Here is a 23,588-nt window from a genome sequence, read left to right as displayed (position 1 = left end):
AAAATATTAAACAATTATGTTAAAGAAGTTTATAGACAATCCAGTATTATCGACTGTCATATCGATAATCATTGTCATACTGGGCTTGCTGGGTTTGTTTTCGCTGCCCATATCCCAGTACCCGGATATTGCGCCGCCCGCAGTTGAGGTAAGCACCGCTTACCAGGGAGCAAGTGCCGATGTGGTGATGAAAAGTGTAATTACACCGTTGGAAGAACAAATCAATGGGGTAGAGAATATGACGTACATGACTTCCAAAGCCAGTAACGATGGAAGTGCAAGTATTACCATTAATTTTAAGCAAGGTACAGATCCAGATATGGCTGCCATTAATGTGCAGAACCGGATTACCAAAGCAACCAGTTTATTGCCTGCAGAGGTGATAAAAATGGGGATTACGACCAGCAAAAGGTTGAATAGTGAGGTTTTTAGTTTCCTGCTATATAGTGAAGATGGTAAGTACGACCAGAAGTTCCTGGACAATTATTTGAAGATCAATATCATTCCTCAGATTAAAAGGATTCAGGGAATCGGAGATGCCCAGGTGTATGGTGGCAAGGATTATAGCATGCGCATCTGGTTAAAACCGGATGCAATGGCTGCCTATGGTCTTATCCCCGGCGATATTGTGAATGCATTGGCTGAACAGAATATTGAAGCCGCACCAGGTAAGGTAGGGGAGAACAGTAATCAGAGTTTTCAGTATACCTTAAAATATACAGGCAGGTTTGAAAAGGCTGTGGAATTTGAGAATATTATCCTTAAATCGGTTGGCAGCGGACAGGTGCTTAAATTGAAGGATGTGGCCGACATTAACCTGGGTTCATTTACTTATTCGAGTACTTTGACCGCACAGGGACAGGAGTCGCCGTATGTAGCGGTTAGTCAGACTTCCGGCTCCAATGCGCATGAAATCATTAAGCAGTGTGAGCAGATATTGAAGGATGCTGAAAAGACTTTCCCTAAAGGGATTAAGATAGGAGTGTTTGCCAATGCCAATGAGTTTCTGGATGCTTCCATCTCTAAGCTGATATTTACCATTATAGAGGCATTTATCCTGGTGTTTATCGTGGTTTTTATTTTCCTGCAGGATTTCCGTTCTACATTGATCCCGGCTATCGCTGTGCCGGTTGCTATTATCGGAACTTTCTTTTTCCTGAAGCTGTTTGGCTTTACGATTAACCTGCTGACTTTATTTGCCCTGGTGCTCGCCATCGGTATTGTGGTAGATGATGCGATTGTAGTGGTCGAGGCTGTGCATGCGAAATTAGATCAGGGGGCTAAATCGGCCAGGAAGGCCACTATGCATGCGATGAGTGAGATTAGTACCGCTATTATTTCCATTACCTTGATTATGGCTGCGGTATTTGTTCCTGTAACTTTTGTGACCGGATCGGTCGGTGTATTTTACAAGCAATTCGGTTTAACGTTGGCTGTTGCAATTATCATATCAGCAGTTAATGCGCTGACTTTGAGCCCTGCTTTATGTGCTTTATTGCTGAAGCCCCACCAGGCACATGACCAGCCTAAAAAGGGTTTCATGCAAAGGTTTTACGATAGTTTTAATGCTTCGTTTACAGCGATGACTGCCCGTTATAAAAAGTCGGTCGTATTTCTGATCAACAAAAAATGGATTGCTTTTGCAGGTATTGCATTGTTCTCTGTATTGTTTTGGTTCCTGGTAAAAACTACCCCAACGGGTTTTGTGCCAAATGAAGATAGTGGTTCTATTTATGGAAACGTGATCCTTCCTCCGGCAACGTCGCTGGAGCGTACAGAGTTGATTGCGAATCAGATTGATAGTATTGCGCGTTCCATTCCCGAAGTAGAACTGTCGTCAAGACTTGCAGGTATGGACCTGATGAGTGGAACGGGAAGTTCTTATGCGGCTATTTTTATACGCCTTAAACCATGGGCTGAGCGTACAAAAAAAGGACAGGACATTAAATCTGTTGTCGGACAATTGTTTGCCAAAACGGCAAATATTAAAGGAGCTAATATTATCTTTTTTGCGGCGCCTACCTTACAGGGGTTTGGTAATAATGATGGTTTTGAATTTCAGTTGCAGGACAAGACAGGTGGAAGTTATAAAGCTTTTGATGGCGTAATCGGTAAGTTTATGGGAACTTTAAACCAGCGTCCGGAGATCATGTATGCGGCAACTTCTTACAATACGAGTTTCCCTCAGTATGAAGTGAGTGTAAATGTAGCGAAGTGTAAGGAAGCGGGTGTGGCGGTAAATACGGTACTGGAAACCTTGCAAGGTTATCTTGGCGGTATTTATGCGTCGGATTTTAACCGCTTTGGTAAGCAATACAAAGTAATGATCCAGGCTGAGGCTTCGCAAAGGACCAATAAGGAATCGTTGAGCAAAATCTTTGTACGGAATGATAAAGGCGTAATGGCCCCGATTACCGGATTTGTAACGCTTAAAAAGACTTATGGGCCTGAGTTTATCAACCGCTTTAACCTGTTTACCGCAGGTGCGGTGAACGGGGCGCCAAAGCCTGGCTACAGTTCCGGAGATGCAATTAAAGCTATCCAGGAAGTTGCGGCACAGACATTACCACAGGGATATACTTTTGAGTTCTCGGGTTTAACGCTGGAGGAACTTTCTAGTGGAAATCAAACGCTCCTGATTTTTATCCTGAGTTTGTTGTTCATTTACTTCCTGCTGAGTGCGCAGTATAAGAGTTATATATTACCTTTCTCCGTGCTGCTTTCTTTACCAATTGGTTTGGCAGGTGCATTCCTGTTTGCCCGTTTGTTTGGCCTGGATAACAATATATTCCTGCAAATCAGTTTGATCATGCTGATCGGTCTATTGGCTAAAAATGCGATCCTGATTGTAGAGTTTGCCCTGATGCACAGATTGAGCGGAAGGAACCTGATCCAATCGGCCATTGCAGGTGCAACAGCGAGGTTACGACCTATCCTGATGACTTCCTTTGCTTTCATTTTTGGTTTATTGCCATTGATGCTGGCCACAGGGGCCGGTGCGATTAGTAACCGCTCAATTGGAACTGCGGCTGTGGGAGGGATGCTGATCGGAACTGTATTCGGGGTGTTTGTAATTCCAGTACTTTTTGTGGTTTTTCAATCGCTGCAGGAAAAGATTAGTGGTGCTCCGAAAACCAGGGAAGCTGAAGCATAAAACGAATCATTTAAGCTGTTCCGGATGAGGATGGACGATGTCTTATCCGGAGCAGTTTAATCAAATTAAAATATAGATTAATGAAACCATATATAGGAATTTTATCGTTGCTCATTCTTGCTTCCTGCAAGGTGTCGCAACCCTACCAAAAGCCGCATTTAAATACGGCAGATCTGTACCGGGATTATACCGGCACGGATACGAGTAATGTAGCTTCATTGCCCTTCAATAAGTTGTTTTCGGATACTGTATTATCTGGATTAATAGAACGGGGATTGGCGCAAAACATTGACCTGAAGATCGCTTATCAGCGCATTATTGCTGCTGAGGCTAGTCATAGACAAAGTAAAGCTGCTTTTTTACCTGATTTGAACGGGAGTGCAAGTGTTAAACAATCTAAACTTGCCTTTCCACAAGGGTTCGGGATTATCAATTCTTCTACTCAGTACGATTTAGGTTTAACAGCAAGCTGGGAAGCTGATATTTGGGGAAAACTGAAAAGTGCGAAACGTGCTGCCCTGGCGAATATGCTACAAACAGACGAGGCGCGCAAAGCGATTCAAACCCAATTGATAGCTGACATCGCCAATCGTTATTTTACGTTGCTGGCTATGGATCAGCAGTTAATTATCCTGGAACAAACTGTAAACAACAGGAAAACCGATGTACATACGATGAAGTCATTAAAAGCTGCGAACATTGTGACTGGTGCTGCGGAAGTGCAGAGTGAAGCCAGTATGTATGCAGCTGAAGTAGCTATTCCAAAGTTAAAGAAGCAGATCAGGGAGGTGGAAAACAGCTTGAATGGCTTGCTTGCAAAACCTTCAGGTCCGATTAAAAGAACCGCTTTAAATGATCAGCACCTGCTGGTAGATTTGAAAGCAGGGGTTCCTGCTCAGCTGTTGCAAAACAGACCGGATGTAAAACAGGCTGAATACGCTTTTATGGCTGCTTTTGAAAATACGAATGTGGCCCGTAAATTATTCTATCCTTCTATAAGCTTAACTGCCGCAGGTGGTTTTACCAGCTTTAGTCTAAAGGATTGGTTAACTCCTGATGGTTTGTTCGGCAATATTGCAGCAGGAATTGCGCAGCCTATATTTAGTAAAGGTGCAAACAAAGCAAGGCTAACGACTGCTAAAGCCGTACAACAAGAAGCTGCTTTGAACTTCCAGAAATCACTATTAACAGCAGGTGAAGAAGTGTCAAATGCCCTTTTTGCTTATCAAACGGCCATCACGCAACAAAGTATTCGTGTGAAACAATTGGCGGCACTTCAAAAGTCGGTTGATTTTACCAAGAAGCTCTTGCGTTATAGCTCTGCAACAAATTATACGGATGTATTAACTTCTGAGCAGAATTTGCTTGCTGCACAGCTTGAAGATGTTGATGATAAGCTGCAGCAATGGCAGGCGGTAATTGCATTGTATCGTTCCTTGGGTGGGGGTGAAAAATGACCGTTCTCCTCAAGAGCTGCATCTCTTAGGCTCCTGAAGGGGAGCAAAGAGCGCTAAGGCTCTTTCAGAGAAGGTAATTTTTCCGTTCAATGAGAGTGGCCAGAACAGTGGTGTTATGAAAGGTTGCGTGATGCTTTGAAACAAAATATACCTTCTACGAAAAGGCCTCAGGCGCTTTTTCCCTTCAAAAAAAACCGACTGAAAGGAGCTCAACGAGACCATTAAAATTAACAACAGTCTCCGAGTTAAATGCCAGCCTTAGAGTAGAATGGTTTATTTTGTCCTTTATTTTTGTGCCTTAATTTGACACATTACAGCAGACTATACTCCGGCAATTCTTCAATAAAAGCAAACTGTCCGGCCTGATGATCAATAATTGCGTAGCAGTGCATTAAACCATTCGTTACGACCAGCCATTTGGTTTTGTGTACAGAGTTATATCTCGCTGCCTGGTCAAATACCGATTGTGATAATTTTACAGCGGGGGCTTTACATTCTATCACCATGATCCTTTCGCCCTGGTTGTTGAAAATCACAATGTCGGTTCTTTTTTGAAGCTTATTGAGGCTTAAGCCCCCTTCAATTTGAATGAGGGCTTTAGGAAATTTCTTTACAACAACAAGGTATTGTATAAAATGCTGTCTGACCCATTCTTCAGGTGTTAATACCAGGTGTTTCTTTCTTACCTCATCAAATATAAAATGCTGCGCGTCTTTTAATGTTATTTTAAAAGGGTATTCAGGTAAGTTAAGAGGTGTGGGGGTAAACGACATACTTTTGCTTCGCTGCATTGGGTTACTACATTATAAATGGAGTTAATCTATAGCCAATCATAAATATAAACCTTAAAACGATGAATGCAATCAAGGCGGTTTTAACGGTATTATTTTTAATGGTAGCCAGGAAGAATATCATTGCGGCTAAAGTGACAATGTCTGATGTCCAGCCATATACTTTATAGATCAGATCGATTCGCGCAAAATCTCCTCCACTGTCTGATATATATGGGGTTACCAGCTTTTGAATAAGGAACATGATCGTGGAAAGCAGATAATCTATTCCAATAATGATCAACAACGATTTGATGGTGTGATTATCCGTTTTAGCCTGTATCTCGGGAGTAATGATGTTTGCTCCACAGTTTTTACAGAATTTTGCTTCAGGAATATTGGGTGTATTACATTTTATGCAGTTCATATGAGGTAGGTTTAGCTAAAGTATTGGTTTTTATCGATAACCATAGTATTTGCAGCCCGGTCGCCTAATCTTCTGCCATCGTTAGTAGCCAGTGCCATAATAGGCTCAATGAGGCTGCCAATAACTGGTACTAAGCTGATCAGCAGGACAATGATATTTCTTAAAAAAGATTTCTGTTTGTTGCAGGGCATATTGGTTTCCAGATCGATAACCATGAGCTTCATTGCCTTTTTTCCCGGACTCTGCCCTTTTCCGAATCCATCTTTTGCAAGTTGAAAACCTAAAGGTATAAGTGTTAATATCGCCCCCAGCACACATAATGCAATTGCGGCCTCCTCTTCGTTTCCATAGGCGCTAATAAAAGCAAAAAGGAAAGCGATTAAGGCAGGGATGGTCAATCCGACGAAAATTAAACCATCTAATAGTGCCGCTGCTATCCTATTGCCAATTTGGGCCTTGTAATAAGTTTGGCCGGTTTGTACCCTGCGTTCAAAAGGTACATCTTTTTCGGGTTCAAAAGGATTGCGGATTTTTGGTTCAAAAGGATTGTGAATTTGTGGTCCGTTTTGTTCTGTTGAACTGTCTGTCGCAATCAATCTTGCACCATCGTTGATGCAGAATTTTACATCAGGCGGGTAGCTGTTTTTACATATTGGACATAAATTATTCATAGCGTAGGTTTAAATGAAGATTGTGCAAAAGTAGACAAATTTTTTATCTAAGTTTACGGCATTATATGAGTGCTGCGGACATAATAAAAGACATTAAAGCAAGGAAATTTAAGCCTGTTTACCTGTTACATGGTGAGGAACCTTACTATATAGATCAGATTATCCATTATATGGAAGAACACATTCTGAATGATATGGAGAAGGGATTTAACCAAACCGTTTTGTATGGGAAGGATACCGATATGGCTACGGTTATGAATGCTGCAAAGCGCTATCCGATGATGTCTGATTATCAGCTGATCGTTGTAAAAGAAGCACAGGATTTGAAGTGGGCCAAGGAAACTGAAGGTAGCAGTAAAACGGCTGAGTTTGTATTGAGTTATTTCGAAAAGCCACTGCCAAGTACCATTCTGGTGCTGGGTTATAAATATGCTAATTTTGACAAACGTAAAAAGATCTATAAAGCGATTGACAAGAATGGCGTGGTTTTCCAGTCAGACCTGGTGCGTGATTATAAGCTTGCACAATGGATTGATGAGCTGGTAAAGGAAAAAGGATATAAAATAGCACCACAGGCATCGGCCTTAATGGCAGAATACCTTGGGGCTGATCTTTCTAAAATTGCCAACGAAGTAGAAAAGCTGCTTTTAAATATTGGTAAAGAAACCACTATTGATACAGATATCGTTCAGAAAAATATAGGTATCAGTAAGGAGTACAATGTATTTGAACTGCAAAAAGCCCTAGCGGTAAAGAATGTGTTGAAATGTAACCAGATCATCAATTATTTTGCTGATAATCCGAAGGCTAATCCTATGGTGATGGTAATGGCCAACCTTAACGCTTATTTCACCAAAATATTGAAATATCATTACCTGCCCAACAAAGGCGATGCAGCTAAGGAGCTGGGAGTAAACCCTTTTTTTGTTAAGGATTTTGAAACCGCTGCGCGTAGTTACAGCTTACCCAAAACTTTTGATATCATCAGCCTGATGCGGGAGTATGATTTAAAGAGCAAGGGGGTAGACAGTACAGGAAATACCACTGATGGGGAGCTGTTGAAAGAACTGTTGTTTAAAATGCTGCACTAGCATTAACTATCAAGTCAATTTTCTTATTGATCAAGCCATTGCTTAAATGCGGCGGCCTTTTCTCTGCTAATAAAGATTTCAGCATCTGGATATTTGTGTAAAATTACTTTCAGTTTCCCGTTAAAGAAGTTATGGATATCTCTTATACTGTTGATGCTGATGATGTGTTGCCTGTTTGCCCTAAAAAATAACGTGGGATCTAACTGCTCTTCCATTTCATCCATGGTATAAGGAACTGCATGTTCCTGTCCCTGGTTAAGCACCAGGTGGGTAATTTTAAATTCAGAGTAGATGTAGTCAATGTCTTTTACAACAACTGTTTTATAACCATCGTTTATCTGAATTAAAAAGCGGGAGCGATAAACAGGATCCTGTTTTTTAATGATGTCGATCAGGTCAGAAATCATAGGATCGGCTTGCTGCTGACCTGTAAGCTGTTTGTATTTTGCCAATGCTCCTGCAAGTTCTTGCTTGTGAATAGGTTTCAGCAGATAATCAATGCTGTTTACTTTAAAAGCTCGTATGGCATATTCATCGTATGCAGTGGTAAATATAACCGGGGTTGTAATGTTACATGCCGGAAAAATTTCAAAGCAAAGGCCATCTGCCAGCCGAACATCCATTAGAATGAGATCTGGCTGTGGGTTTTGTGAAAACCATTCAATACTGTCGGCCACACTTTCCAAAACACCAACAATAGAAACATCCGGATTAAGTTCTTTAATCATCGCCTGTAATCTATTTGCATTATGTATCTCGTCTTCGATAATCAGTAATTTCATTGCTGGTATTTTAAATGTTCATTAGTGGTAGTTTCACGATAAACAGATTCTCTGTTTCCGTAACCTCTGGTAGTTTGTCGGATAGTAAACGATAGCGGCTTTCAATATTTTTTAACCCGGTACCTGTTGAGGGGATGTTATAATTTAGTCGCTGCAGCGAGTTGGTGATCACCAGGTTTTTCTCTTCATCCTCATCAATGTTTATGGTCAATGGTTTAGAGCGGGATGCAGTATTGTGTTTAATCGCATTTTCTATCAACAGTTGTAGGGTGATAGGGGGAATTCCTTTTTTTAGCACTTCATCACTTAAAGTGATTTGCATTTTTATGTTTTCGCCAAGACGGATTTTGATGAGGTAAAAATAGGCATGAGCAAAACCAATCTCTTCTTCCACGGAAATGATATTTTTATGAACATTGATGATCATGTACCGATATACGCGAGATAGGTTTTCCAGAAAATGCTGGGCAGCGTTAGGATCATCAGCAATCAGCGCAGAAAGTGTGCTGAAGTTGTTAAACATAAAGTGGGGGTCAAGCTGCATTTTGAGCGATTGCAACTCGGATTCGAGCGCAATCTGCTTAAGTTCTGCAGCTTTTAAATTCAAATTTGAAGTTTCGATCATAGCGGCTTTCCATTGTTGTAAAAAGAAATTGCCCGTAAAAATCAAGCTGATCAGTACAGATAAGATTGTGCTCACTACAAACGACTGTCTCAATGCCAGTGAATTCAAATCGTCCAGTCTTGTTTCTCCTCCAAAAAACGTTAATGTGATTTGTAAATAGATGTAAAGGAATACTATAGACGTGAGAATCTGGATGCTAAGTTGAAGAAAGAACCTGGACAGTGGATACTCCATCCAGGGTAGTTTACGGTCAAGTGCCCTTGCAATGGCTAAACTGATCTCAGTAATCAGTAAGCAGAAGATTGAAACGAATACCCATTCCGTAAGGATTTCGGTAGTGTTTCTTTTAAAGAAGTCCGACCATGGCCTGTACGGGTCTATCATATAGGCCAGTAAATAAAAGCCAATAAATATCACAGGGATAATGATAAACCTGAAATACTTATAGAAGTCTTGTGAATCTTTCTTTAACGTCATTTTTACGAACTTAATATACAAGGATACCACTTAAATGCCAATCTGATTCGTAAAATTAACTGAATGCCCTGAAACTTAAAGCCAGAACGGATAATCCTGCTACTCAAACGCCACCCTTAACGATATATAAATTTACATAAATGAATTTTCATTTGAGTTTGTTCATGTGTCGGTTCAGTCTCGAAATAGAGGAGTTCGGTCAACTTTTACAATCGACGCTTTGAGATAAAATTACTTTTGCAGCTTCAAAATTCTCAATTCGAAAGACATTATGAATCTTAATAAAATATCATTTTTACTTTGTGTGCTGGGCGCAGTCCTCATTCCTTCGCATATTTTTGCGCAGACCGACAGCACAAAGACAGTATTGCAGCAGGCTACGTTGCAGGATGTGATTAACTATGCGCTTAAAAACAAACCCGGTGTAAAGCAGACTTTGCTGGATGAAGAAATTGGCGAGCGCGATATCAAATCAGCACTTTCCGGCTGGATGCCACAGGTGAATGCCGACGCTAATTTTAACCACAACATTAAGCAGCAGGTAAATGCGCTGACTACCAATGGTGAGACTAGTTACATGACATTTGGTACTAAAAATACCTCTGGACTTACTTTGCAAGCTGATCAGCAGCTTTTAAATGCGGGCTTAATTCAGGCTTCAAAATCGGCAAAGTATTACAGGCAACAGTACAAACAAAGTACTGAAAACACTAAGATTACTACAGTAGTAGAAGTAAGTAAAGCATTTTATGATATCCTGACCAGTCAGGAGCAATTTAAAATCATTGCTGAAAACATTGCACGTTTAGAAAAACAATTCAGAGATGCTAAAGCTCAGTTTGATGTGGGGCTGGTTGATAAAACTGATTTCCAAAGAGCCCAGATTAGTTTAAGTAATGCAAAGGCGGACAGAAAAAGGACGCAGGAGTTGTTAAAATATAAGTATGCTTATTTAAAATCCCTTATTGGTTATGATGCAGGTAGAGATCTGAGCCTCGTTTTTAACGATAAGGGGATGGAGCAAGATGTGTTGTTAGATACAGCACAGGTACTTAATCCACAAAATAGAATCGAATACAGACAACTGGAAACGCAACGTCAGCTACAACAGATCAATACTTCTTATAATAAACTGGCTTATATGCCTAAGTTATCCGGCTTTGTAAATTATAGCTGGAATTATCTGAACAATGATTTTGGTAATTTATATAACAAGTCATTCCCCGGATCGGTTGCAGGATTGAAATTGAACATCCCTATTTTTCAGGGAACGAAGCGTACACAGGAAATTCGTAAGTCGCAGTTGCTGGAAAAACGCATCGACTATGATTTGGAGAATACCAGAAATCAGATCAATTCACAATATGAACAGGCATTGTCTACGTACAAAGCAGGTTTAAACGACTGGAAAACAGCAAACGAAAATGTTGAAATCTCTAAACAAGTTTATGGAACGATTAAGTTACAGTATGATGAGGGGATTAAAACATACCTGGATCTGATGACAGCGGAAACGGATCTAAGAACTTCACAACTCAATTATCTCAACGCACTTTACAGCTTGCTTTCGGCAAAATTAGACGTGCAACAAGCATTAGGAACAATAACCATTACTCAATAAAATCAGCAATGAAATTCAATTCGATAAAACCAGGCATTTTAATATTAGGCGCTGCTATTCTAGCATCATGCGGGAGTTCAGAAAAACCTGCGCAAATGGCAGCTCCGGCAGCTACTCCGGTAAGTGTTTATACGGTAGCTGAAGACGACGTTACCACTGTTGACACCTATCCAGGTGTGGTTGTAGCTCTAAATGAAGTTGAACTAAGAGCTGAAGTTGGTGGTTATGTGACAGCGATCTTTGTAACGGATGGGCAGAAAGTAACTAAAGGACAAAAGCTTTATGAAATTGACCGCACCAATTATCTGGCGGCCTATAATTCAGCAAAAGCAAATGTTGAAGTTGCTAAAGCAAACCACAGCAAAGCTAAAAAGGATGCAGAGCGCTATACAAACTTAGCAAAACAGGAAGCTGTTGCCAAACAACGTGTAGATTATGCAATAACTGATATGATCAATGCGGCATCTCAGGTTGCTGTTGCAGAAGCGAATTTAGCTACCGCAAAAGCAAACCTTAACCGCTCGGTTATCGTTTCGCCACTAAGTGGTACGATTGGCATTTCGCAGGTAAAGGCCGGTGCATTGGTGGTTCAGGGATCTACCTTGTTAAATACGGTATCTACGAATGACCCGATTGCAGTTGATATTGCGGTAAATCAAAAAGATATTCCACGTTTTATTAAGCTGCAACAATCGCAGTCGACTGTAAAAGATTCTGTTTTCAGTATCGAGCTTCAGGATAAAAGCGTGTATAAAATGGCAGGTAAAATTGTAGCGGTAGATCGCGCAGTAGACCCTGGAACAGGAACGATTAAAGTAAGGATCAGTTATCCTAATGCATCAGGTATGCTGCTGACCGGAATGACATGTAACGTAAGGGTTTTAAATAAAGCCGAAACAAAACAACTGACCATTCCTTATAAATCCGTATCGGAGCAATTGGGTGAGTATATGGTATATGTAGTTGGTGACAGTAGTAAAGCGCAGCAACGTATCATTAAGCTTGGACCAGAAGCAGGAGAAAAGATTGTGGTGTTGAATGGTTTGCAGGCTGGTGAGGTAATCGTTTCGGAAGGAGCGCAGAACCTAAGACCAGGTGCAGTAGTTCAGCCAACAACAGCTGCTCCAGAGGTTGCCAGTACGCAATCTGCAAAAAAATAGTTTCTAAAATATTAGTCAGACATTATGATTTCAGAAGTTTTTATAAAACGTCCGGTAACGGCGATTGTTATCTCCATACTGATCGTTATGGTGGGTATCATTGTACTCACCGGGCTACCTATAAGCCAGTACCCAAATATTGCACCACCCACAGTAACGGTGAGTGCCACTTATACCGGTGCGGATGCACAGACCGTTGAACAAACGGTAACAACACCTATTGAAAGCCAGATTAATGGCACGCCAGGTATGAAGTACCTGACCTCGTCAAGTACTGCCGATGGGCGGTCGACCATTACGGTAACTTTCGAAGTAGGAACAGATATTGATATTGCTGCGCTGGATGTGCAGAACCGTGTTGGTATTGCTGAACCTTCATTGCCGGAAGCGGTAAGAAGGTTGGGGGTTACGACTAAAAAGGCCAATACAGATATGTTGATGGTACTTGGTTTGTATTCTCCTAAGGGTACCTACGACCAAAAGTTCTTGTCTAATTATTCCAATTTATATTTGAAAGATGCCCTTTTAAGGGTTAAAGGAGTAGGGGACGTAATGGCTTTTGGACAGCCATTCAGTATGCGTGTATGGTTAGATGCAAATAAAATGGCATCAATGGGCATTACCCCGGCAGAGGTTTCTGCAGCTATTCAGGAGCAGAACACCCGTATTCCCGGTGGTAGTGTAGGTGGGCCACCTCAGAAAGGTAACCAGACTTTCGAGTTCTCGGTAATTATGGATGGTGACCTGAGCACTGAAGAAGAATTCAGGAACATTATTGTAAAGACTTCTGAAAATGGTTCAGCAGTATATTTGAAAGATGTTGCAAGAATTGAACTGGGCGAATTTGCTTATAGTATCAATGCGCAGATTAATGGTAAGTCGGCAGCAATGATGGGTGTTAACCAGACTCCAGGTGGTAATGCTGTACAAACTTATGAGGGGATTATAAAAACACTTGATAAGTTAAAGCAATCATTCCCTGAGGATTTGGATTATACGATCGGATACGAAACGGTATCTATTGTAAATGTGTCTATCGATGGTGTGGTTAAAACACTGATTGAGGCACTGATATTGGTAACCGTAGTCGTATTCCTGTTCCTTCAAAGCTGGAGGGCAACATTAATCCCTGTATTGGCGATCCCGGTTTCGATTATTGGTACTTTTATCTTCTTTAACCTGCTAGGCTTCTCGGTAAACGTATTGACCATGTTTGGTTTCGTCCTCGCCATCGGTATTGTGGTAGATGATGCTATCGTTGTGGTGGAGGCGGTACAGCATTATATGGACCATGAGGGCTTGTCTGCGAAGGAAGCAACCATGAAAGCGATGAAAGACATTACAGCACCGGTTATTGCTATCGCTTTAATTCTGGCTGCGGTATTTGTTCCGGTAGGATTTATTCCAGGAATGGTTGGGCAGTTGTATCAGCAGTTTGCCATCACCATTGCGATATCTGTATTGATCTCGGCATTTATTGCATTGACGTTAACACCTGCGTTGTGCTCATTGATGTTAAAGCCGATGAACATTGATAAAAACTCAAAAGGCTTAAATAAATTTTTCTACAAGTTTAATGCATGGTTTGCCCGTGTAACCAGTAAGTACTCTAAAGGTGTACAATGGTGTTTGAAAAAGGCGCCTTTAGTAATGGTATTACTGGTGTGTATTTATGTAGGTACTGTTGGTATGTTTAGTGCAAAGCCATCAGGGTTTATTCCTAATGAGGATGCCGGGGTATTTATTATGGGTGCTACTTTGCCAGAAGGTTCATCTGCAGTAAGAACTGATGCTTATGTAGCCAGGATTATTGAGACGATCCGTAAGGAGAACCCTGAAATTAAAAACGTAACCTCTATTTCGGGAATGAACATTTTGAATAGTTCATTTAAATCCAATGCAGCTACATTCTTTGTGCAGTTACACCATTGGAATGACCGTAAAACAGATGTGTCAGCTGTTGTAGCTAATGTACAAAGGGCTTTTGCTGGTGATAAGGAAGGTCATTTGATCGCGGTACAACCGCCTCCAATTCCGGGCTTAGGTTTCAGCGGTGGTTTTACCATGCAGATTCAGGAGCAGCAAACTGGTGATATTAAAAAATTCCAGGAGGTTGTTGGTAAGTTTTTAGGAGCTGCTAATCAGGATCCGGCTATTGGTATGGCTTATACTTTATTTAATTCCAACACACCGAACTATAAGATTCACGTAGACAGGGACCAGGTGAAGAAGATGGGCGTATCTATCGGTACAGTTTACAGTACGATATCTTCTTACTTTGGTAGTGCTTATATTAATGATTTCACCAAATATGGTAGGAGCTTTAGGGTTGTTGCCCAGGCCGATACGAATTACAGAAGTAAGATTGAGGATTTAAACCAGATTTATGTGAAAAACATAAAAGGGGTTCCGGTTCCATTGAGTACAATGGTTTCTTATAAAAAGATAGAGAACCCTTCTGTTATTAACCATTATAACCTGTTCAGATCCATTGAGATTAGTGGTGCTGCAAAACCGGGTAAGAGTAGTGGTGAGGCATTGGCGGCTTTAGAGAAAGCAGCTGCTGAAAACCTACCGACCGGTTACAATTACAACTTTTCTGGAATGAGTCAGCAGGAACAAGAAGCAGGGGACAGTACCACAGTTATATTTGCACTAATTATTGTTGTCGTATTCCTTTTATTAGCCTCTTTATATGAGAGTTGGTCTGTTCCCTTTTCAATTTTACTAAGTGTTCCTTTAGGTTTATTTGGTGCTATTCTGGCATTGATGTTCCTTCCTCATCTGGATAATAATATTTATGCCCAGGTAGGTTTAATTACGCTGATCGGACTTTCTGCAAAGAATGCGATTCTGATTGTCGAATTTGCGAAGGAACGTGTAGATTGGGGAATGGGACTTATTCCTGCAACAATGGAGGCTGTTAAGCTGAGGTTACGGCCAATTGTGATGACCTCTGTGGCATTCATCTTAGGGGTTATTCCTTTGGTGTTGTCGGTAGGAGCAGGAGCGGTATCCAGACAAACCATTGGCTGGACAGTGGCAGCTGGTATGTTGTCGGCAACTATTCTGGCTGTGTTTATTGTACCGGTATTGTTTGTGTTGATTACAAAACTGGCTTATGGAAAGCAGAAGCTGGCCGAGCTGGAAACTGGTTACAACGCAGATGCACACAAAGATACTTTGCATGCAGATCCGGATATTGAAGCATAAATATTAATAAATCCGCTAATTTTTAGCGGTAATGGAAGGCTGTATCATCATGACGATGATGCAGCCTTTTTATTTTTTACCTACATTTTGTATAGGAGCTATAACAGGATAAGACAAGGGTAAGGAAGGCTTAGGTATGAGTTCGCAGTGAGAGCACAGTGAGTCCGCCATGAGTCCGCGGTGAGTCCGCCTTTTTACAGGAAAAAGGTGGACTCACCGCGTTGGAATTATTCAGGCAGGGCGCAGTCATTACAAAGGCTTACCGAACCCTTCCCTGACCATGCTTTTAGTTGCTGACCTTTTTTCTTTTGCTGGTTAAATACGCTCTAACAGGACTGTCATAAAATTTCATAACCAGATAAGCAAAACCAATTAACAAGGCTGTGCCACCAATGATAATGGTTACCAATAATGTGAAGCTGGGTTTGTAAGTGGTGTAGTAACTTGCGAAGATCCACATTACGGCATAATGTGTCATGTATAGCGGATAGGATAGCTTACCTAAAAATACACAAATAGCTTTTAAGTGTTGAGAAAGGTTTGCGCCCGCACCTATTGCGACAAGCATGGGAAAGTAAACAAGTACTACCACTAATTGTGTAAGCCAGTTCCATTCACTATGTGGCAATAGAAAAGCCAGTAACAATAAGACCGATAGTCCAAAAAAGCCCAGTTTGTTTTTGATGATCCAGTTGAAACGGAAGATGAGCATTCCTGCAAGAAATGAATAAGCTATTCTGGCACCGCCGTCCCAAAAGTTTTCACCTGCCCATCCACCTAACAAGCTGCCGCCAGCACGGTGACTTACGTAGCAAAGCGTAATTGCTGCAATTGCCGCCAGGACCAGTAAAACATTACGTTTTAACCGATAAAGCACCAAGGCGTATATAATGTTGGCTATATACTCCCAAAATAGTGACCAGGCAGGTGCATTTAACCCAAAAACGTTAAAATAACGATCGGCCATCACCGGGTTAGGGATCATCAGGAGTGTTGCTAAAAAAATCAATGCTATTTTTCCCGCAGTATATCCTTCAGGTATGCCTGCAAATGGATTAAAGAGAAAAGCCAGTAATCCCAAAACTGTTCCGATGATTACCAATGGGTGTAACCTGATCAGTCGGGACTTGAAAAATTCTTTGATACCCATTTTGCCGATCCGGTCGTCATAAGCATAGGCAATTACAAATCCTGATAAACAGAAGAAGAAATCTACGGCTAAAAAGCCATGTGCAATGAAGTTTTTGTCGGGCAGGTATACTATTTCCATAAAGTGGAATACGACAATTGCTATTGCTGCTACTCCTCTTAATCCGTCGAGGATTTCAAAATGATGTTTGGTTTTTAAAATTTCCGGGTTTAATTCATGTGTGTGCATTCTACAATAATAGCCATTCTATTGAAAAAATCAGGTATTGGTCGAATTTTTGTAGTTTTATAGCCATGACTGAAGAATTTAACTGTAAGCCTATGAAGCCAATTTCCATCCTTTTGTTTATAATGATTGTTTTTTTGCAGAGTTGCGGACTGAATGAGCGTGAAAAGAAATTAAAACTGCAACAAGAAGAAATTACAAAAAAAGAGCAGGAGTTAATGGCCTGGGAACAGCAGTTAAAGGCGAGGGAGCAGGAGCTGGAGAATGAAAAGGTATCTTTTGATAGCGTAAAGAACCATCTCGATTCGGGGGCGGTTTATAATCCGGCAATCATGGGTAAATGGAATGTAAGGATGAGCTGTACGGAAACCAGTTGTGATGGTTCGGCAATAGGCGATACAAAGACGGAACAGTGGCATATCAGTTATAAACAAAATACATTTACGGTTCGGGCTTATTCCGGCCCGGTACTGATCAGGGTATATGTAGGTACCTACAAAAACAATACGTTGAAAATTGTTGATGAAAAGCCCAATGCTGATGCGCTCATTGGTGCAACCCTTAATTTTATTACTGAGGGTAGAATGGATGGCATCAGGGAAATCCGACAGAAATCGTGTAAAATAGTTTATGTGTTAAATGCCAGGAAGTTAAAGTAGTGTTCACATTGTAGCTTATGATTTTATTATCTTCTTTAGATTTTTCCTTACCCTTACAGAACCCGGTTATTATTTTTTCACTGGTTCTGTTTATCATTCTGTTTGCTCCCATACTATTTAATAAAATAAAAGTCCCTCATATTATCGGTTTAATTATAGCCGGTGTAATTGTTGGACCTTATGGATTGAACCTGCTTAAAAGGGATAGTAGTATTGTTTTGTTTGGAACCGTGGGTTTGCTTTATATCATGTTTCTTGCGGGCCTGGAAATTGACCTGGCAGAGTTTAAAAAGAACAGGCAGCGGATCCTTGTATTTGGTTTACTTACTTTCATATTTCCGTTGGTGTTTGGTTCTCTGGCCAGTTACTACATATTGGGCTATGGTTTTTTGTCGTCTTTATTGCTGGCAAGTATGTTTTCTACTCATACTCTGGTTTCTTATCCGATTGCCAGTAAATATGGTGTGATTAGAAACAGAGCGGTAAGTATGACGGTAGGCGGGACTATGATTACTGATATTCTGGCCTTGTTGATCCTGGCAGGTATAGCGGGGATGACCAAAGAAAATGTCTCTTCTGCTTTTTGGGTTCAGTTGGGGGTGTCGACCCTTATTTTTGTAGGGATTGTTTTTGCTGTGTTTCCTATTGTTATCAGATGGTTTTTTAAGCATTTTGACGATAGTATTTCTCAGTATATTTTTGTGCTGGCGATGGTTTTTCTGGCTTCTTTCCTTGCGGAAGCAGCTGGCATTGAAGCCATTATTGGAGCCTTTTTCTCGGGGCTGGTCCTTAATAAGTTTGTGCCGCATAGTTCTCCTTTAATGAACAGGATAGATTTTGTGGGTAATGCATTGTTTATTCCTTTTTTTCTGATCAGTGTAGGCATGCTGGTAGATGTGACAGTATTGGTGAAGGGATGGGGTGCCCTGAAAGTTGCAGGGGTAATTCTTTTCGTTGCATTGGCGACTAAATACCTGGCGGCCTGGCTAACGCAAAGAATATTTAAGTTAAAGAAGGTAGAAGGTACAATGATCTTCGGGTTAAGCTCTTCACATGCTGCTGCGACTTTAGCAATTATTTTGGTAGGGTATAATATCATCACGGGAGAGACCGCATCGGGGGAGCCAATCAGGTTGCTGAACGAAGATGTGTTAAACGGTACCATTCTGTTGATACTGGTAAGTTGTGGTGTGAGTTCTTTTGTGGTGGAGGGGGCGTCTAAAAAAATGTCGCTTGACCAGGATCAGGAGGATGCAAATGCCGTTACAGAAAAGGTTAACGAAAAGATCCTGGTATCTTTGGCCTACCCGGATATGGTGACACAACTGGTGGATTTTGGGATTATGCTGAAATCTAAAAAAAGTGATACTTCTATTTATGCATTGAATGTAATTGCTGACGAGGTTGCTACGCATCAGCATACAGGGGCTTCCAAAAAGATTATAGAAAAAGCCACTGCTCATGCTGCTGCTTCTGAAAATAGTATCATCCCAATAACAAGGTATGACTCAAGCATTAGTAATGGGATTGTATATACCATTAAGGAACATAGCGTAGCTGATGTTGTTATTGGCATGCACAAACAAGCCGATCAGCATAGTTTCCTTGGGACTAAGGCCGAGAATATTATCAGGAAGGTTTATGAGACGATTTATATTTATAAACCGACCCAGCCACTAAATACCTTTAAAAGAATTGTGGTTGCGATGCCTCCAAACGCGGAAACAGAACCTGGATTTTTGCATTGGCTGAGAAAACTGATGATGATTGCAAAGGAAGCCGGGATATCAGTTAATTTCTATGGTGTACCTGCTACAAATGATGCGATCTTAAAGGTTATTGAGAGAAGTCCTGATGTGGTTAAAGTAAGTTTCAATGAGTTTAACAATTGGGATGATTTCCTTATTTTTAGTCGTGAACTGAAGCCTAATGATCTGTTTATCATTGTGTCATCCCGTAAAGGCTATGATTCTCATATTCCACAATTGAACAAACTGCCTTATTATTTATCTAACTATTTTGCTGAGCAAAGTTTGATTGTATTGTATCCCAAGCAGTTGGAGTCTGGTATCAATATGGGCAATATCGAACAGGCTGACAGTCATCTGATCGAAACGATTACTGAACAGTTTGGTGTGATTGGTAAAGCCGGGAAATTTGTAAAAGATCTTTTCAAAAGTAAATAGGCTTTCATTCAACCCTATATATCTAATAAAAATGTTTTCTTCTGACATCAATAGATTGATGCTTAGCCGGTAATGGCATGGCGTTTTTCTAAAAACGCGCAAAACAAAGTAAAAACAAGATAAAAGAAAATAAAAGAAGAAAAAAGAAGATTTTGATAATTGGAATATCGAAATGTTTAGTATATTCAAATATTATTTGCTGAAAATCTGAGTAAAAATAAGGGGATGTTGATTTTTTAGGTTTCGAAAAAATGATGAAATTTACTGTTTTAATTCGCTTTTTTGGGCTTTATTCCTCCTTTTTGGCATTGGTAGTTGAGATTTTATGAGTTTGCTTTTGTTTTGTGTGAATAAAAAATAATCGAAAATAATAGAAAATAAAAATAAATAAAGTTAAGTTTGTTACTAAGGACTCCGCTTTATTCGGAATCTTAAAACCAAGTATAAATATCTTTGCGGCGTTATTTATGAACGTATTGTTCATGATAAGAAGTATGAAGTGTTTTTTTCTCCTGGTTGATAAGGTATTGAATTTTGCGATTTATAAACCAAAACGTTTAACCAAATATTGATGAAAATTATGCAAAAAACATTACTCAGTAAATGCCATTGGAGGGCACTGTCTGGTACTAAATTGCTATTAGCCCTTGCAATTTTACCCTGCGCTTCTTTCGCAGCAGGAAAGCCTGGAACTAATAAATACAACAGCTCCGTTTTTTTTGTGCAGCAACGAATAACTGTCAAAGGGACGGTTGTTGATGATAAGGGGCTTCCTTTATCGGGTGTAAGCGTTAAGGCTAAAAATGCTAAAGCTGCAGCTTCAACCAATAGTAAAGGTGAATTTACTATTAACCTGGAAAATCAGAACAGCGTACTTGTGTTCAGTATGATTGGTTTTAAAACTGTGGAGGTTGTCGCGTCGAATAACATGAAAGTAGTACTGAGAGATGATATTTCCGAATTGGATGATGTTGTCGTGATTGGATATGGTACTGTCAAAAAACGAGATCTTACAGGATCTGTGGTGTCGGTAAAATCAGAGGAAATAACCGCCAGGCCGGGTCCGAATCCTATGGAATCGTTGCAGGGACGGGTCGCAGGTTTGGATATTACCCGTTCATCCGGACAAGCCGGAGAGGGTGTTAACTTACAGTTACGTGGAACCAGATCGTTTACTGCCAGCGGCTTGCCTTTATTTATTATCAATGGCTTGCCTGGTGACTATGCGACTTTGAACCCTAATGATATTGAAACCATAGATGTATTAAAAGATGCTGCTTCAACTGCTGTATATGGTGCTGCGGGTGCAAATGGTGTAATCATCATTACCACAAAAACTGGTAAAGCAGGAAAATTAAACATCGATTTCAACTCATATTATGGTTATAATGGCTGGTCGGTGACTCCTGAGGCGCTTAGTAAAGACCAATATCTGGAGGCGAAAAGAGAGGCTTATAAATATAACTTTGATGGTGCAACCAGAAAGTGGGTGACCACTGCAGTTGCTGCAGCAAATGGATTTCCTGCGGCTGGTCCGCCGCTATGGCAATCACCGGCAAATGATGAAGCGATTTTTGGCGAAGCCAGGTACAAATTGTTCAGTGAAGGCAATTTTGTGAATTGGGCGGATGTTTTCCTGAGAGAAAACGCGGCTTTGCAAAACTATAGTTTGGCTGCTTCGGGGGGGACTGATGCTACGAAAGCATACGTTTCTTTTAATTTAACTGATGAGAAAGGCCAGTATATTGGAGACCAGTATAAGCTTTATTCGACAAGTATGCGTTTGGATCATAAGATCAGAAGCTGGCTTTCTATTGGTGCTAACCTTCAGGCGTCTTATGTAAATAAAGATAAAGCGCAGGATAAGTTAGAAAATGCTATTGTTACCGATCCCCTGGTGCAGCCCTATAAAGCTGATGGCTCTTTGAATCCTGATCTGGGTAGTAACGTATACAATCTTTTACTCGATTATCAGCCTGGAGTTTATGGAAACGTAGATAATAACACTAAAATGTTTTTTAATCCATATCTAGAGATCAGGCCAATTAAGGGGTTAACTATTTTAAGCCGTGCGGGTGTACGTATGGATTATTCTAATACCTATCGTTTTGATGGTGTGGGTTCGGTAAATTATACCTACGTAAATGCGAACACAGCGAGGGCGAGGATCAATCAAAACCGTTATCAGCAGTATCAGTGGGAGAACGTCTTGACTTATAATTACCTGCTTGGAAACGATCATGACTTTACATTTACCGGTGTTACCTCTTACTTTCACAACCAGAATACGAACACGGAAATGAACCAGACCAACATCGCGAACAACAAATTTAAATGGTATAGATTTAGCGGCGATGTGAACACTACATCGACATCATCTTATACGATGTCTAAGACTTTTGGCTTGATGGGGCGTATTAATTATGCTTATAAAGGCAAATACCTTTTTTCGGCTTCAGTACGCAGAGACGGATCTTCGGTATTGTATGAAGCTAATCGATGGGATAATTTCCCGGCGGTGTCTGCAGGCTGGAGGCTTTCTGATGAAAACTTTATGGCGGGTACGAAGAAATATATCAATAACCTGAAAGTGCGTGCTGCCTGGGGTATTACAGGAACTGCAAAAATTGATCCTTATTCTTCTGTTGCTGCCGTTGAACAAGTTAATATGGCGTTAGGTGGTGAACTGGTTCCTATTTACCGTAATTCACAATTTATTACTAACCAAAACCTTGGATGGGAGAAGTCTAAGAGTTTGAACCTTGGTCTGGATCTGGGACTATTTAATAATCGCATTGATATGGCAATAGATTATTACAATACCAATACGGACGGGGTAATCTATAACATTAACTCACCAGTTATTTATGGCGCATACAGGGCCGGTAATGTATATTATCAAACCTATCTCAATTTAGCAAAGACCAATAACAAAGGTTTCGAAGTCACCATGAATACACGTAACATCGTGAGCAAGAATTTTGAATGGACATCTTCTATTGCTTTTGCCCGTAATAACGAGAAAATTTTAAAGTTGACTGATGGTTTTGCAAACAATATTACCAATAACGTGGCGGCAGGAGAAAACCGCACACCCGGAAACTATTCATTGACCATTGGCGAGCCGATTGCTTCATTCAGAAACTTCAAGATCGACGGAATCTGGCAAATAGGAGAGGAAGCAGATGCAGGTGCATTTGGAAGACGCCCCGGAGACTTGAAAGTCAATACACCTGGTATTGTTAAACTGGCTGACGGGGTATTTATGAGGGAAGGTACGAACCAATATTATTATACCAATCTTGCTGATGCGCAAAGATTTAATCCTGCATTAACTGCTGCATCTTCTCTTTATACTTATAACAACACTAACGATTATCAGATAGTTGGGCATAATACACCTGATTTTTCGCTTGGCTTCCAAAATAGTTTTAAATACAAAAATTTTGATCTGGGCATTTATTCTTATTTGCGTTGGGGACAAACGATCAACTATGTGATGAACGGATGGTATAATCCAAGCGCATTGGCCACTGTTGCCAGTCCACCAAGAACGTTCCTTTCGGATTTTAATTACTGGACACCGGAAAATCCATCCAATGACTTTCCTGTAATGAATGTTCTTGCTTCACCTTCAAGTATGTTAGGGTTTTCAGGACTAAATTATGTGGACGGTTCATTCTTCAAAATCAAGAACATCACGCTGGGTTATACATTGCCTGAAAATATTGCAAAAAAGATTGCTATGCGTAAAGTGCGTTTTTATAGTACGCTTACCAATCCATTAGTGATTACGAAAAGCCATTTGTTAAAAGATTATGATCCGGAAATGAATGGCGAGATGGATTACCCATTGACTAAGCAGTTTGTATTCGGCTTGAATGTGTCGTTTTAATTGTTAAATAATAAATGACTGGGAA

Annotated in this window: 15 protein-coding genes; 9 read left to right on the top strand and 6 right to left on the bottom strand. The window is 40.5% G+C overall.

What is annotated here, in order from left to right; all coding sequences use genetic code 11:
• The first annotated feature begins 16 nt into the window (after nt 1-16).
• A complete protein-coding gene (locus tag R2Q84_RS07035; protein WP_316815825.1) occupies nt 17-3,154 on the top strand; it encodes an efflux RND transporter permease subunit in 3,138 nt (1,045 codons plus the stop codon).
• Nucleotides 3,155-3,234: 80 nt separating this feature from the next.
• Nucleotides 3,235-4,611 carry an efflux transporter outer membrane subunit gene (locus R2Q84_RS07030; RefSeq protein WP_316815824.1) on the top strand — a complete coding sequence of 459 codons (1,377 nt, stop codon included), beginning with the start codon at nt 3,235-3,237 and terminating at the stop codon, nt 4,609-4,611.
• 311 nt (nt 4,612-4,922) lie between these two features.
• Here R2Q84_RS07030 and R2Q84_RS07025 read toward each other — a convergent pair whose 3' ends face one another.
• From R2Q84_RS07025 to R2Q84_RS07015, 3 genes are read right to left on the bottom strand one after another with little or no spacing between them, the layout of a single operon-like run.
• Nucleotides 4,923-5,384, bottom strand: a complete 462-nt coding sequence (locus R2Q84_RS07025; protein WP_316815951.1) for a type I restriction enzyme HsdR N-terminal domain-containing protein — start codon at nt 5,382-5,384, stop codon at nt 4,923-4,925.
• Between the two features lie 25 nt (nt 5,385-5,409).
• Nucleotides 5,410-5,808, bottom strand: a complete 399-nt coding sequence (locus R2Q84_RS07020; RefSeq protein WP_316815823.1) for a zinc ribbon domain-containing protein — start codon at nt 5,806-5,808, stop codon at nt 5,410-5,412.
• Nucleotides 5,809-5,819: 11 nt separating this feature from the next.
• Nucleotides 5,820-6,479 (bottom strand): RDD family protein, encoded by a 660-nt coding sequence (locus R2Q84_RS07015; protein ID WP_316815822.1) that lies wholly within the window; start codon nt 6,477-6,479, stop codon nt 5,820-5,822.
• Nucleotides 6,480-6,544: 65 nt separating this feature from the next.
• On the opposite strand from R2Q84_RS07015, the gene holA reads away from it, so the two are divergent.
• Nucleotides 6,545-7,570: a DNA polymerase III subunit delta gene (gene holA, locus R2Q84_RS07010; protein ID WP_316815821.1), complete on the top strand. Its 1,026-nt coding sequence runs from the start codon at nt 6,545-6,547 to the stop codon at nt 7,568-7,570.
• A 23-nt stretch (nt 7,571-7,593) separates the two neighbouring features.
• On the opposite strand, the gene R2Q84_RS07005 is transcribed toward holA, so the two are convergent.
• Nucleotides 7,594-8,352 carry a LytTR family DNA-binding domain-containing protein gene (locus R2Q84_RS07005; RefSeq protein ID WP_316815820.1) on the bottom strand — a complete coding sequence of 253 codons (759 nt, stop codon included), beginning with the start codon at nt 8,350-8,352 and terminating at the stop codon, nt 7,594-7,596.
• Nucleotides 8,353-8,362: 10 nt separating this feature from the next.
• Nucleotides 8,363-9,454, bottom strand: coding sequence for a sensor histidine kinase (locus R2Q84_RS07000; RefSeq protein ID WP_316815819.1), 1,092 nt, complete (start codon nt 9,452-9,454; stop codon nt 8,363-8,365).
• A gap of 271 nt (nt 9,455-9,725) precedes the next feature.
• Between R2Q84_RS07000 and R2Q84_RS06995 the strand changes: the two genes are divergently transcribed.
• Genes R2Q84_RS06995 through R2Q84_RS06985 form a run of 3 tightly spaced genes read left to right on the top strand, consistent with a single transcriptional unit; the run spans nt 9,726 to nt 15,448 of the window.
• Nucleotides 9,726-11,075 carry a TolC family protein gene (locus R2Q84_RS06995; protein ID WP_316815818.1) on the top strand — a complete coding sequence of 450 codons (1,350 nt, stop codon included), beginning with the start codon at nt 9,726-9,728 and terminating at the stop codon, nt 11,073-11,075.
• An 8-nt stretch (nt 11,076-11,083) separates the two neighbouring features.
• Nucleotides 11,084-12,235: an efflux RND transporter periplasmic adaptor subunit gene (locus R2Q84_RS06990; protein ID WP_316815817.1), complete on the top strand. Its 1,152-nt coding sequence runs from the start codon at nt 11,084-11,086 to the stop codon at nt 12,233-12,235.
• Between the two features lie 24 nt (nt 12,236-12,259).
• A complete protein-coding gene (locus tag R2Q84_RS06985; protein WP_316815816.1) occupies nt 12,260-15,448 on the top strand; it encodes a multidrug efflux RND transporter permease subunit in 3,189 nt (1,062 codons plus the stop codon).
• 286 nt (nt 15,449-15,734) lie between these two features.
• On the opposite strand, the gene R2Q84_RS06980 is transcribed toward R2Q84_RS06985, so the two are convergent.
• On the bottom strand, nt 15,735-16,826 hold the full coding sequence (locus R2Q84_RS06980) for an acyltransferase (RefSeq protein WP_316815815.1): 1,092 nt from the start codon (nt 16,824-16,826) through the stop codon (nt 15,735-15,737).
• Between the two features lie 92 nt (nt 16,827-16,918).
• Between R2Q84_RS06980 and R2Q84_RS06975 the strand changes: the two genes are divergently transcribed.
• From R2Q84_RS06975 to R2Q84_RS06965, 3 genes are all read left to right on the top strand, one after another.
• The gene (locus R2Q84_RS06975) at nt 16,919-17,482 is read left to right on the top strand and encodes a hypothetical protein (RefSeq protein ID WP_316815814.1); all 564 of its coding nucleotides are present in this window, start codon (nt 16,919-16,921) and stop codon (nt 17,480-17,482) included.
• A 17-nt stretch (nt 17,483-17,499) separates the two neighbouring features.
• Entirely contained in the window at nt 17,500-19,668 is a 2,169-nt protein-coding gene (locus tag R2Q84_RS06970; RefSeq protein WP_316815813.1) for a cation:proton antiporter, read from the top strand.
• A 571-nt stretch (nt 19,669-20,239) separates the two neighbouring features.
• Nucleotides 20,240-23,563 (top strand): SusC/RagA family TonB-linked outer membrane protein, encoded by a 3,324-nt coding sequence (locus R2Q84_RS06965; protein ID WP_316815812.1) that lies wholly within the window; start codon nt 20,240-20,242, stop codon nt 23,561-23,563.
• Nucleotides 23,564-23,588: the final 25 nt, after the last annotated feature.

Source organism: Pedobacter nyackensis (assembly GCF_032678475.1).
Taxonomy (GTDB): Bacteria; Bacteroidota; Bacteroidia; order Sphingobacteriales; family Sphingobacteriaceae; genus Pedobacter; species Pedobacter nyackensis_A.
Note: the sequence above shows the minus strand (reverse complement) of the source record. Positions and strands in the feature narration are given on the sequence as shown.